This is a genomic window from Metabacillus dongyingensis (assembly GCF_019933155.2).
Classification (GTDB): domain Bacteria; phylum Bacillota; class Bacilli; order Bacillales; family Bacillaceae; genus Bacillus_P; species Bacillus_P dongyingensis.
On sequence record NZ_CP082944.1, the window covers coordinates 1,233,250 to 1,245,912 of the forward strand.

The 12,663-nt window shown below is 40.3% G+C and carries 14 protein-coding genes; 6 read left to right on the forward strand and 8 right to left on the reverse strand.

Going from position 1 to position 12,663, the window contains the following annotated elements; translation table 11 throughout:
* Positions 1 to 4 precede the first annotated feature (4 nt).
* On the forward strand, positions 5 to 451 hold the full coding sequence (locus K8L98_RS06070; protein WP_223440439.1) for a GNAT family N-acetyltransferase: 447 nt from the start codon (positions 5 to 7) through the stop codon (positions 449 to 451).
* 70 nt (positions 452 to 521) lie between these two features.
* Positions 522 to 938, forward strand: coding sequence for a CotO family spore coat protein (locus K8L98_RS06075; protein ID WP_223440440.1), 417 nt, complete (start codon positions 522 to 524; stop codon positions 936 to 938).
* 34 nt (positions 939 to 972) lie between these two features.
* Here the strand turns inward: K8L98_RS06075 and cotJC are convergent, their stop codons facing one another.
* The 4 genes from cotJC to K8L98_RS06095 all read right to left on the reverse strand — a co-directional run bounded on the left by cotJC (position 973) and on the right by K8L98_RS06095 (position 3,312).
* Positions 973 to 1,542, reverse strand: coding sequence for a spore coat protein CotJC (gene cotJC / locus K8L98_RS06080; RefSeq protein WP_223440441.1), 570 nt, complete (start codon positions 1,540 to 1,542; stop codon positions 973 to 975).
* Between the two features lie 18 nt (positions 1,543 to 1,560).
* Positions 1,561 to 1,824: a spore coat protein CotJB gene (locus K8L98_RS06085; RefSeq protein ID WP_223440442.1), complete on the reverse strand. Its 264-nt coding sequence runs from the start codon at positions 1,822 to 1,824 to the stop codon at positions 1,561 to 1,563.
* Between the two features lie 2 nt (positions 1,825 to 1,826).
* Positions 1,827 to 2,060: a spore coat associated protein CotJA gene (locus tag K8L98_RS06090; RefSeq protein WP_223440444.1), complete on the reverse strand. Its 234-nt coding sequence runs from the start codon at positions 2,058 to 2,060 to the stop codon at positions 1,827 to 1,829.
* A 184-nt stretch (positions 2,061 to 2,244) separates the two neighbouring features.
* On the reverse strand, positions 2,245 to 3,312 hold the full coding sequence (locus tag K8L98_RS06095) for a spore coat kinase CotI (protein WP_223443214.1): 1,068 nt from the start codon (positions 3,310 to 3,312) through the stop codon (positions 2,245 to 2,247).
* A gap of 685 nt (positions 3,313 to 3,997) precedes the next feature.
* Between K8L98_RS06095 and K8L98_RS06100 the strand changes: the two genes are divergently transcribed.
* The 3 genes from K8L98_RS06100 to K8L98_RS06110 are packed head-to-tail and all read left to right on the forward strand — an operon-like array spanning position 3,998 to position 6,958.
* Positions 3,998 to 5,131, forward strand: coding sequence for a glycosyltransferase family 4 protein (locus K8L98_RS06100; RefSeq protein ID WP_223440446.1), 1,134 nt, complete (start codon positions 3,998 to 4,000; stop codon positions 5,129 to 5,131).
* A gap of 48 nt (positions 5,132 to 5,179) precedes the next feature.
* Complete coding sequence (locus K8L98_RS06105) at positions 5,180 to 6,247, forward strand: CotS family spore coat protein (RefSeq protein ID WP_420828859.1); 1,068 nt, start codon at positions 5,180 to 5,182, stop codon at positions 6,245 to 6,247.
* Between the two features lie 15 nt (positions 6,248 to 6,262).
* On the forward strand, positions 6,263 to 6,958 hold the full coding sequence (locus K8L98_RS06110) for a hypothetical protein (protein WP_223440448.1): 696 nt from the start codon (positions 6,263 to 6,265) through the stop codon (positions 6,956 to 6,958).
* A gap of 98 nt (positions 6,959 to 7,056) precedes the next feature.
* On the opposite strand, the gene K8L98_RS06115 is transcribed toward K8L98_RS06110, so the two are convergent.
* Genes K8L98_RS06115 through K8L98_RS06125 form a run of 3 tightly spaced genes read right to left on the reverse strand, consistent with a single transcriptional unit; the run spans position 7,057 to position 10,423 of the window.
* Positions 7,057 to 8,187 (reverse strand): glycosyltransferase family 4 protein, encoded by a 1,131-nt coding sequence (locus tag K8L98_RS06115; protein ID WP_223440449.1) that lies wholly within the window; start codon positions 8,185 to 8,187, stop codon positions 7,057 to 7,059.
* Positions 8,184 to 9,140, reverse strand: coding sequence for an NAD-dependent epimerase/dehydratase family protein (locus tag K8L98_RS06120; RefSeq protein WP_223440450.1), 957 nt, complete (start codon positions 9,138 to 9,140; stop codon positions 8,184 to 8,186). The genes K8L98_RS06115 and K8L98_RS06120 overlap by 4 nt, the downstream gene beginning before the upstream one ends.
* A complete protein-coding gene (locus K8L98_RS06125; protein ID WP_223440451.1) occupies positions 9,137 to 10,423 on the reverse strand; it encodes a UDP-glucose dehydrogenase family protein in 1,287 nt (428 codons plus the stop codon). The genes K8L98_RS06120 and K8L98_RS06125 overlap by 4 nt, the downstream gene beginning before the upstream one ends.
* 216 nt (positions 10,424 to 10,639) lie before the next feature.
* Here K8L98_RS06125 and K8L98_RS06130 point away from each other — a divergent pair, with 216 nt between their 5' ends.
* Entirely contained in the window at positions 10,640 to 11,725 is a 1,086-nt protein-coding gene (locus K8L98_RS06130) for a glycosyltransferase (RefSeq protein ID WP_223440452.1), read from the forward strand.
* Between the two features lie 145 nt (positions 11,726 to 11,870).
* Here the strand turns inward: K8L98_RS06130 and K8L98_RS06135 are convergent, their stop codons facing one another.
* Positions 11,871 to 12,659, reverse strand: coding sequence for a HipA family kinase (locus K8L98_RS06135; RefSeq protein ID WP_223440453.1), 789 nt, complete (start codon positions 12,657 to 12,659; stop codon positions 11,871 to 11,873).
* Between the last annotated feature and the right edge of the window lie 4 nt (positions 12,660 to 12,663).

Below are 12,663 nucleotides of genomic sequence, written 5' to 3' on the forward strand. Positions count from 1 at the left end.
AATTATGGGGTTAACATTTAAACTGGCAGCATCAGACGAATTAGAAGAAATTTACGAATTAGCAGGCGAAAACCGCAGGGAAGCAACCAATCACGTTTCGGACGATAATAAGGAAAAAATGATTGAAGTCTATGAACATTCCGCAAAATATCAGGCTTATTTTGTTTGCTTGATGGACGGCAGCACACTGCTTGGCTGGATCATGATTGATAAAGCATTCGATTTCTTAACGGGCGATGAAATTGGCTGGATTAATGATCTATATGTAAAAGTGCCATACAGAGGCAAGGGATACTCCAAGTTATTGATGGAGGAAGCAATAAAAGAATTCAAAAATAGCGGGTACAGCGATGTTAGGCTGAATGTGTATGCACATAACCAAAAAGCAATGAAACTGTATGAACAAATGGGATTCAAAGACGTCAGCAAATTTATGAAAATATCTCTATAACCCTCTCATCATAAAACTGATCTCCTTGCATATACTTCTTTGTAGAGCATGAACATGAGGAGGGACGTCTGTGAAAAAGCATCAATCTGTTAAAAATCCTCCGCTGCTGTATATCGTTCAGCCGGAATTGGAACCTGTTTTAACATCTATGCAAAAAACATATGTCTTAAGAAAAGATCTGCCGGCAGAAACAGCAGCGGTACCTGAAGAGCCAGTATTGAGCGGGGAAGTGAAAGCAGAGCCTGCTGTGCTAAAAGAAAAAAGGCTGACAAAGCCTCTGCATTCGTTTAACGATCTTACAAATAAAGAGAAAATTGAGCTGCTTCTAAATTTACCTGAGAGACTCTCCAGTTTAAATTGCAGCATCAGTACAAATGTAAAGACTCATATTGGAAAAGTAACAGAATATAAAGATGAGTGTATTTTGATTAATGGGGAGAAGATTCCGTTAAACGAGATTCAGGCTATCACTTTAAAAGATTTATAAAAGAACCCCGGTTTTCCGGGGTTCTTTTATGTTCTCAAAAGATCTTTTTTCTGTCTCTTTCTTCTTTTAAAATTTCTACGGCTTCTCTAAACCTCTGAGAATGAATGATTTCCCGTTCCCTTAGAAATCTGAGAGAATCATTTAAATCAGGATCATCAGACATATCAATAATCCATTGATAGGTAGCGCGGGCTTTTTCTTCTGCAGCAATATCTTCGTATAAATCAGCAATAGGATCTCCTTTTGCCTGTATATATGAAGCAGTAAAAGGAACTCCAGCAGCATTTTGGTAAAACAATGCGCTGTCATGACTTACGTAATGATCTCCAATCCCTGCTTCTTTCAATTGCTGGGGGGTTGCGTCTTTTGTTAATTTATAAATCATTGTAGCGATCATTTCTAGATGAGCGAATTCTTCTGTTCCAATATCTGTAAGAAGTCCAACAACTTTATCAGGAATGGTATAGCGCTGATTCAAATAACGCAATGCAGCAGCAAGCTCACCGTCCGCTCCTCCATATTGTTCCATTAAAAATTTGGCCAAAGTAGGGTTGCATGTACTGACTCTAACAGGGTATTGCAGCTTTTTATCATATGTCCACAAACTGATCCACTCCTTTCGTCATACTTGCCATGGCCATGGACCGCTTTTCCATGTCCAGTATTCTCCAGAAGGATTAGGACTTCCTTGACTGAGAGGTCCAAATTGAGATTCGAACGTTCGTTTGATTTGTCTGCCATATTGTGCATACTGGTTATATTGGGAGATCGCCTGAGCATCATCAGGATGCGTGTCTAAATATAAGGTTAGTTCGACAAGAACAAAATCAACCGCCTGGATTTCCTCTAACTTCTGATAGTATTCGGGCGGAAGTGTTTTAGCCATCTTCAGCTTCCTCCTTTTTTATATGGATTTTCATAATAATCATAAAAAACAGGCCATAATGTACCTTTTTTTAAGGCTTCATATGGGGAGAATTGAGGAAGATTGGGCGGCTGAAATCCCAGATATAAGTTTGGGGGGGTCGAGTAGTATTTTTTGCCGATCGGCGGACAGGGATCGAATTGGCTGTGAAAAGGAATATAGGATTTAACCGTGGAGAAAGATTCCTGATTTTTCATTTTCTTACACCTCTCATTATTTTAGTCTCTTACGAATGTATTCCTTTAGTAATTAAATAATGAATGACTTGGAAGGATATAGATTTGTACCAAGATTAATGGTTTAACTCAGCATGGTTTTGTCTTTTTTTTAAATAAAAAAAGATGACAGCAGCCAGCAGCTGAAATCATCTTTTGATTAACTTTATGAATTAATTAAGCTGTTTAAATGTGCTTCTTTGATTCTTTCATACTGGAAAGCCTGAGCAAGCTCTTCTGGTAACATATCTGTTTTTCTGACGAACTTTTCCCGAGCAATATCATACATTTCATAAGGGAAAAGCATATCGATATACATCACTTCTTTTTGTTCAGATGTTAAAGGATTGACACTTTCATAAGCATTCATCATTAATTGGAATCTTGCTTCATCCCACACTCCTGTTGTATCAAGTAAAGGTATAATCATTTTTCGCAGGTCGCGGATAGGAAGATCATAAGAGACCGTATCTAAGTCGATGACCCAAATCTTGCCGTCATTCCCAAGCACAGTATTTCCTGCGCCATAATCCTGATGACAAAGGGTTGGATTTGCAGACTGTTCTTCAATCCAAGGGACATACTTTGAATTCATCAGACGGTCAAGGGTTTGGCGTCCCTGTTCGATGAAATAGTCAATTTCCTGCAGATACAATTGAGAGAACGGGTTATCTGGAGTATTTTGGGCGATGATTTTCCATGACTCCATTTGCTGACATCTTTTAATATAGTGATTTGGCCAGCGTCCGAGCTTTTTAAACACAGGAATGCCCTCTGGCGGATGATAACCTTCAGACCAAAGATGAAACTCCGCCAGGCCTTTCATAACTACTTCCAAATCAGGATCCACTGCTAAATCAAATACGCCGCCTTCAATCCAGTCATAAAGAACGAATAAAAAAGGACCTTGTTTTGTAAAGAGATCGTTGTGTATGTTACGGATGATTCCAGGTACTCTGCCGCCTTTTTCGGCTAAGTAATTCTGTGCATTAATGGAGAATAATGCTTTCTTCTCAGGACGGTGAATCCGCTTTAAACAGACCGGTCCATTGCTCGTGTGAATTTTCCAAACGAGTGCCATTTGCCCGCCTTGAATGACTTCAATCCGGTCAACCTGAACGTCCCAGCTCTGAATAATGTATTCCGCAAGCTTAACAAGTTTGGCTTCTTCTTCAGGAGTAAGAACGTATACTTCTTCTTCTTCGTTCGCTTCCTTGCGATCCTCTTTTTTCATTTTCGCTTCTTTGAATATTTTTTCAGTAAATGGGTCAAGTGCGATAAAATCATCTGTCGTTTTTAGTTTTTCTTTTCTTGCTTTTGCCTCAGATGACATCGGTTTCTTTTTCTTTTTTTCCTTCTTTGATTTTGGAACACTTTGCTTTGCAGAGACAGTGTTTTCTTCCTCTGCTGCTGTTTCTTTTTCTGTTCTTTTTGCCGAAGTTTCTTCCAATGCTTTTTTGCCTGGCTTTTGTTCTGGCGTCGCTTCAGATAAAAATTTGACAGAAGCATGTTTTTTCTTTGAATTGTTCCTGCTTTTTTGGCGCCTTCTTGAGCTTAGCACGACTTGTTCAGCTGAATCTGTTTCTATTGTTTGCTTTGGTGCTTCTATTGATTGATTAGGTACATTGTCAGCAGCTTTTTTTTGATCAATAAGTGAAAAAATATTTACCGTATCCTTTACTGAAGCATGAAAGGATCCTGTGTTTGCGTTTTCTTCCAATATGGTCACCATCCCATCCTTTTACTTCATAGATTATGAGAAAAGGTTGTTTTTTGTCCTAGGATAAATGCCGCCGTCTGAAAAAAGATTAAAAAATAATCATATCGCCTTTTTTGAAAATGTTACATGAAGAATAGCACATACTCCCAGTTTTTTCGTATTTTAAGATAAGGGCTTACTAGACGAATGGAGGTAACGTATGAAGATTGCATTAATAGCGACTGAAAAACTCCCTGTTCCCGCAATTAAAGGAGGAGCCATCCAGATCTATCTGGATTCCATTGCCCCGCTTATTGCACAAAAACATGAAGTGACAATCCTTTCAATTCAGCATCCAGATCTTCCTGAAAATGAAACGAGAAATGGTGTTCATTATATACGTTTTGCACAAAGCGAATATCTGTCTTTTCTCGGGGATCATTTAAAGAATACAAAGTACGATGTGGTTCACCTGTGCAACAGACCAGCCTGGATTCCTGCCCTGCATGCCCAGTCGCCGAATACGAAATGGATTTTAAGTGTTCACAATGAGATGTTCGCGGTTGAAAAAATGACGGATGAAGAGGGCAGAGCCTGTATTGCAGCCGTTGCTCAAATCGTAACGGTCAGTGATTATATTGGCCGTACCATTACAGACAGATTCCCTGAAGCAAAAGGGAAGGTAAAAACCGTTTATTCAGGTGTAGACCTGCAGACTTATTTTCCCGACTGGACGCAGGAAGGCAGAAGGCTCAAGGAAAAAGTGCGTTCTGAATTAAATCTGAAGAATCAGAAAATCATTTTATTTGTAGGACGTTTAAGTAAGGTAAAGGGGCCTCATATCCTCCTGCAGGCAATGCCTAAGATCCTTGAAAAACATCCTGATGCTGTTATGGTTTTCATTGGCTCGAAATGGTTTGGCGACAATGAAGTCAACAACTATGTCAGACATTTATATACACTCGGGGCCATGTATCCTGAAAATGTTCAATTCATTCAGTTCGTTCAGCCTAAAAATATACCCACTCTGTATGCCATGTCAGACATTTTTGTATGTTCATCGCAATGGCAGGAACCGCTGGCACGTGTTCATTACGAAGCGATGGCCTGCGGTCTTCCAATCATTACAAGCAACCGCGGGGGTAATCCCGAAGTCATTGATGAAGGCAGAAACGGTAAGGTTATCAATAATTTTGAAGAACCTCTTGCTTATGCTGAAGCCATAAACTCCCTGCTTGACAGCTCTGGAAAACGTAATGAAATGGGAAGATACGGAAGATCAAAAGCAGAACGTGAATTCAGCTGGAACACAGTAGCCGGGAATTTACTTAGAGTTTATGAAAATGGAAGATAGAAAGGGTGAAACATCTTGGATACAGAACTAAACAAGTATGAGCTCCAAATGAATATCCTAAACTTGTACCCTTTTGATGTGCAGTCGATAACCCTTTTAACCAACAAAAGCGGGCGTACGACTTGGAAAGTAGAGACGGGTCAGGGTGTGAAGATTTTAAAGAGAGTTGTCATGAAGCCTGCAAGGATGCTTCTGATTGCAGAAGGACATGAGCATCTGCAGGACAATGGTCTGCCGATTGCAGGCATACACCGCACAAAAGCAGGAGCAATCTGTGTCGGAGCTGATAATTCAGCATATGTCCTGTATGATTTGCAGGAAGGAAAAGAAGTGCTCTATTATGATAAAAAACAAATGCTTCAAATCATGGAGTTCATTGGAAAGTTCCATCAAACCTCAGCAGGCTATATGCCGGATGAAATGAGCAAAAAAAGAAGCCGTCTCGGCAAATGGCATAAATTATTCAGATGGAAGCTGCAGGAACTTGAAGGAAATAAAATGCTCGCTATAAAATCGGATAAAGAAAACAATCTTCCAGCTCCGGCTGTCATCGAACCTGATGCAGAACAAACATGGCTTCAGGATCCCTTCTCAAAAATGGTGATTGAATCAATTGATGAAATGATTCTCCGCGGCAAGCAGGCTCTTCTGGAACTTGATGAAGGGCATTATGAGAAATGGTCTCTGGAATGCCTTGAATCCAGAATGTTTTGCCAGCAGGATTTTACCCTTGCCCGTTTTATTGAGACGGAAGAGGGGCTTGCTATGAAAGAACTGCATTCGATTACATCCGATCTTCCATCAAGGGACTTACGGGTTATTTTAAATAAAGTGCTGAAAAAAATGTCAGTCTGGGATACTGAGCTTGTCATTGAGCTATTAAGAACATATGACAAAATAAATCCTCTTACAAAAGATCAGTACAGGGTTTTATGGACAGATTTGAAGTTTCCTCATTTATACTGTTCGATTGTTCATAAGTATTTCCTCGGTCAAAAAACATCCTGGTCAGATGAGAAATATATATGGGCCCTGCAGAACATTATTTCTGTTGAGCAGTCAAAGCATGAATTTTTAACTGACTTCGATGGGTTATTTTCAAAAATTAAAGCATAAAGGAGGGTGAGCAAGATGAGTATGAATCACTCTGAATTCAGTGAAATTCCAAAAGTGGAACTAGTGAACTTTTCATTTTCTCCTCCTGGTCCGATGGGATGGAGCTCAGCTGAATATGAAACGATGCTTGAAGATCCAGAGACTTTCTTGTCAAAGTATAAAGTACGGCATGAAGAGCCTGCAACTGGAAATATAGAGCTGGTTGAACTGCCAATTAAGAAACGGAAGCTCCAAGCAACTAATCTGAATGTAGAGCCATTGAACGAAGAGGTGCAGGAAATCGTTCAACTGCCGGTTCAAGAAATACTAGAGACAGCAGAAGAACCTGCAGTAAAAAAAGGGAAAAAGTCTAAGAAGGTGAAAAAACAGCAGATTGCATCTGAGCCTGCAGCTGAGATGCCGAAATTAGAGGTGCAAGAGCCTGCTGCATTAGCTGAAGCTGAAGAAATGCTCCCTGCAGCTAGGCTTGACACGAAACAAGAACAGCAGGCGGAGGCATCAGAACCGTCATTAACCGAATCTTTAAAAGTTGCCGGAAGCAGAGATAAACAAGTTTACAGCTATGACAAATTAATTGATATATTTAATGGAGTCAACTCGGATTCCAATCAATCAAGCAAAAATCAAGATCGAACAGCGCTTCGCTTTTCCTCAAGAAAATCAAAATCAGTGTCTTCGACGCGCAAAAACAGAATCATTTTTTTAGATTAAAACAATGAAGTTTGGATATCAGCTAGCTGATATCTTTTTTATTATTAGATTAATAAGCCGTCCCTAAATGAAAAGAACCAGCCATTCAGCCGGTTCTTTTAAGCATTTAAATAGATTTGCTCCAATTTTTCTGCTGTCTTTAAAAATGAAAAATTCATTTCAGCATAAAGGCGGCCATTCTTCCCCAGAGCTGCAGAGAGTGCAGTGCTCGTAAGCAAATCTGAGATATGTGCTGCAAATGCCTTTGGCTGATCATACTCTTTGATAACATAGCCATTCATTTCATCGATAATGACTTCTGAATTTCCTCCTCGATCTGTCGTTATGATTGGAAGACCGGCTGCCATGGCCTCGTAATGAATTCTCGCCAAAGGTTCATGCCATTGCGAGCTGCATACGAGCATATCTCCCATGAGAAGTACATTTGGTATTTCTTCAGAAGGTATATATTTTGTAAATAGGATATGTTTTTTTAAAGACTCTGATTCATCGTATAAGTACTGAACATATTCATTTATTCCATTTTCACTGAACCATTTTCCTCCGACAATGACCAAAACGGCGTCAGGGTGCTCTTTAATGACTTCCTCCATCGCTCTTATTAAAAGGTGGGGTCCCTTAGTCCGGCTTAATCTGCCGATAAAAAGGATCACTTTTTTATTTTGCAGTCCGTACTTATTCCTCCATAAATCCTTAATTTTGATGCCTTCAGGAGACCCGCTTGGATAAAACTTTGAAAAATCAACACCAGAGTATACAACATGAGTTTTTTCTTCTGCCTCCGGATAGCGGACAGTGACAGTGCGTTTAATGTATTCACTCACTGTTGTGATTGCATCGCAGTCTTGAATGGCTGTCAATGCCTGATTGGGTTTTAGTTTTCTCGTTGAGAACATATCGTTATGCAGGCTGAGAATCAGTTTGCTGTCTGGGGAAGCCTGTTTATATCTCCAAATTTCGTTCGGGCGATTAAAAACATGAATATGTGTAAAAGATTTTTCCTTTAGATTATGTGCTGTCTCCTCATGAAAGGATGACCTTGGAAAACGAATATATGAAATGCCATTTTCAGTATTTTCAGCAGGTAGAAGAGGGTCTGTAATCGAATAAATTGTGACGCTGTACTTTTGGCTGAAATAAGGGGAGATGCCGTCCAGCATAAGCTGAATGGCACCTCCTTTCACAGCTGGTGCGGGGAGTTTTTCCGTGCAGATAAAAGCGAGATTCATGGCGATTCTCCTTTTAAAATGACCTTCATATAGTCAAATTCTTTTATAAGCCCTTCGCTAAGGGAAATATCAGGTGAATAGCCTAACACCCTCGCTGCGTGAGAGATATCTGCATGAGTGTGTTTCGGTTCTCCGATAGCTGCATCTAAATACCGAATGACAGCTTTCTTTCCTGTAATTTTTTCCATTTCACTTATGATTTCATGAATGGCTGCTCTTTCCTTTCCGCCGATGTTAAAAATTTTTCCGATGGTATTCTCTGCGTTCATGACAGCGGCTGTTCCTTTAACGCAATCATCAATGTACGTGAAATCACGGGATTGAGTGCCGTCGCCAAATAGAGTGAGCGGCTGATCCGTTAGAATTTGTTTAAAGAAGCGGTGAAAGGCCATGTCCGGCCGCTGTCTTGGACCGTACACGGTAAAATAGCGCAAAATCGTAACAGGAACATTAAAGTTCTGATGATAAACGGAGCATAAATGCTCGCCTGCAAGCTTTGTTACCCCATAAGGCGAGAGCGGATCGGGCATCGCATCTTCAGAGACCATTCCATGTTTGTATCCATAAATAGACGAGGTGGAAGCATAGATGAACTTTTTGAGACTTACAGACTTAGCAGCCTCCAATAAACGCTGTGTAGCAAGGATATTATTTTCAGTATAAGGGAAAAAATCCCTTCCCCAGCTTGCTCTTACTCCAGGAATACCTGCAAGGTGATAGACGATATCTGCTTTTTTCAGGAGGTCGGCACAGTCAATATTCATGATTGATTCTTTAATCAGCTTAAAGCGAGGATGAGGCAGCAGATTAGATACGTTTAAATCTTTCAAAGAGCCTGGTGTGGGACCGATAAAGCAATCAATCCCGATAACTGTATTTTCTTCTTGTTCCAGCAGCTTTTCGCATAAATGAGAGCCAATAAATCCAGCGCATCCTGTCACAATAATTCTCATAGTCGGCCAACTCCAATATAATCTAAATCAGCATTCCTGATGAGAGCAGGATTAAGACAATTTCTTGCATCGATTACTGCTTTGCCTTTCATAATATGCCGTACCTGCTTCCAGTCGAGGCCGATGATTTGCTTCCAATCCGTTGCGACAACAATTAAATCTGCATTCAGAATAGCTTCATAAGGAGTCTCAGTCTGCTCAACCATACTGAGCTCTTTTGGCAAAGCTGCTTTGGGATCATAAGCAGACACTGTACATCCATATTCATGCAGTTTTTTAATGAATGCAACAGCTGGGGATTCCCGGATATCATCTGTATTTGGCTTAAAAGAAATGCCAAGAACGGCAATTTTCATAGAGGACAGAGCCGGAAACAAAGCTTTTATTTTCTCAAAATAGACGTTGATTTGTGTGGCATTTACAGATTGAACAGCATCCAGTATGAGCGGCTGCAGCCCGTTATTTTTAGCAGTAAAGCTTAACGCTTTTAAGTCTTTTGGAAAACAGGAGCCTCCGTACCCAATGCCTGCCTGCAAAAAAGAATGGCCAATTCGCGCATCCAGGCCGATCCCTTTAGCTACATGTGTTACATCCGCGCCAAAAAGTTCACAAACCCGGGCGACTTCATTTATAAAACTGATTTTAGCAGCTAAAAATGCATTAGAAGCATATTTAATTAATTCTGCTCCAGCATAATTTGTTACGATGACGGGCGCTTCAATTCCTTTATAGAGTTCATTTAATTTACCAAGTAAATCCTCGTTTTCTTCCGCTAAGCCATAAACGATCCGATCAGGAAACTTCATATCATGAAGAGCTGATCCTTCCCTCAAAAATTCCGGATTTGAAACAAGATCAAATAGGGAAGGCTGATATCCTTTTTCTTTCAGAAATTTCAGGATTGCGGCATTGGTGCCCGGAGGAACTGTACTTTTTATCATGATTATTTTATAGGAAGCGAGATGGTCCATCACATCAATCATCGCTTTATAAAGAAAGCTTAAATTAGAGCTGCCATCCGGCAGGGACGGTGTTCCTACTGCCATAATAATGATTTCTGTATTGCTTAAGCCTGATGAAAGATCGTCAGTAAAGCGGAGCCTGCTTTTATTTTTCTGGACGCAATCTTCTAAATCAGGTTCAAAAATTGGAATAGAGCCGTTCTGCAACGATGCAATCTTATCAGTGTCCTGATCGATGCATGTAACGTGATGACCAAGATCTGAGAGAACTGCTGCAGTTGTTAAGCCAACATAGCCAGCGCCAATCACGCAAACATTCATAGTAGAAACCCCTTTCTAAACACCATCTCCCATAGCCTATTATGAAACAAGCATGAAAGGTTACAGCTGATGAGAAAAAACTCATAAAAGGGCCTTTTCACAGGGACAAATTACATTCAGGGCATCTTGTGAATAGGCTACAACATAAAAAAATGAAGAGCGGTGAGGTAGAAGAATTCTTATCTTTACCTTGAGCAGAGGAGTGAATCTTCTCAGATGGAAACAATTGCGCATTATTTAATGGAAGATGTGAAAATCAATCAGCGCTTTATATATAATCAAATGGTTTATCAAGGGCAGTACCGCACTATTGTAATCGGTCCATTTCAAAGGAAGCAGGACACGGATTTCCCCTTAGATTCTTTTTATAATATAAATGAGATTCCGGATCTGAATGCCTTTTTTAAAGAACAGAGGGTAGCAGCCATTCATGCACATCATGGCAAGCATGCCGTTGATGTCTTTCCGCTTGCTATGCAGCATAACCTTCCATTTATAGTCAGCATCCGCGGTTCTGACGGTTCAGCACAAAGCGAAGCGCTGTATAATAGAAACTTTTCGCGCTACCGTTCAATTGTCAATCATGACAGTTTATTCGTGCCGGTTTGTGAATATCTTGGAAATGAGCTTCTGAAGCTTGGGGTTCCAAGCAGCAAAATAAATGTTCTGTATGGAGGAATTGACCTGGATGTTTTTCCATTTCAAGAACGACGCAAACCTGCTGATGGGGAATTTGTCATCATTTCAGTCGGAAGACTGGTTCAAAAAAAGGGGCATGATATACTGATACGAGCTTTTAAGTCGGTCCATGAAACATATCCGAATATTAAGCTTAAAATCATCGGAGGAGGAAAGGAGAGAGCTAATCTCGAAGCGCTGATCGGGGAACTGCATCTAACGGATGCTGTGTTTTTATTAGGAAAAATGAGCTTGTTTGATATAGCTGAAGAACTGAAAAAAGCACACCTCTTTTGTTTGCCGAGTGAAATAGCCCAAAACGGAGATGTGGAAGGCATTCCAAATGCTATTAAAGAAGCGATGGCGATTGGTCTGCCAGTGATATCAACCAGGCATGCAGGAATACCTGAGCTAATCTCTCATCTTCGCACAGGCTATTTAATTGAAGAAAGAAATGTTCAGCAGCTCTCGGACGGAATTGAATCATTCCTCCGTTCACAAGAAACATGGAGTGACTATACCCATGCTGCAAGACATGTGATTGAAGAACAATTCGACTTGAAAAAACAGCTGATTAAGCAGCATGAAATGTATGAAAAATTTCTTAAGAGGAATTGGAAATAAACGCAGAGAGAAATCTGCGTTTTTTTCTGCTGCCGTTAAGAAAAGCCCAAGTGCCTTGGCAAGCGCAGGCATGGAGGATCCATTCAGTCTGAGGATTATGGCGCCGAGTGCGGCTATCTTTCTTACCCAATAAAAAAACACCTGACTAGGTGCCAAAGTAATTGCTGTTTGCATCCATGATAAGCTGAGGAACCTCATGCAATCCCTCTCTTTTTAAAAAGGCAAGCAGCTTCTCTTTTTCCTGCTTCGTGACATTCCAATCTGATGGGATTTCTGCGAGAATTTCCCAAATTTCCTCTTGCTTTACATTTCTCATTTTTTCACTGAAATCATAAAGCAAAAAGGGATCCTTAAGAAGAGAACTAGCCCATTTGTATACAGGCATGTTAACGCGGTAAACAGGCTCTTTAGAAAGGGTTTCTTCATTCCATTCATACATGCCCGGAAAACATCTGCCATGATCAATCATCCAGAAGAAATAGGTTCCGTTTTCTTTTTCTTCAAACAGTATATTTGTCCGGCTGCGGTCATTGTTGTTCACCCACTGATCAAACACGAGCATTCCCGCCAGGTCCTTCATATTTACCAGGTTTTCTTTTTGCGGAGGCATCGCAAGCTCTGCATAAGATTTTACATTTGTCAGATATGGAAAAGCCACATGATTACCTGGCTTATATGAGGAATAGCGGTATGGAGGTATATCTGCCAGAGAGTCTTCAGGAATATGAACAACCTTAATAGGCAAACCAGGCAAATCAAGAAGATGGGCAAGCTTTGCTGTAAGCCATTCATTTACGATTTCCCGTTTGCGGTATTTCCTCACCATATGAAATTTAACCACATAATGATTCCCATCACTGAATAAAAACAGCTGGGCATAATTTCCTTCCAATGTTTTTAAGTATTGTACTGGTATGATCTCTTTATCTGACAAGAAT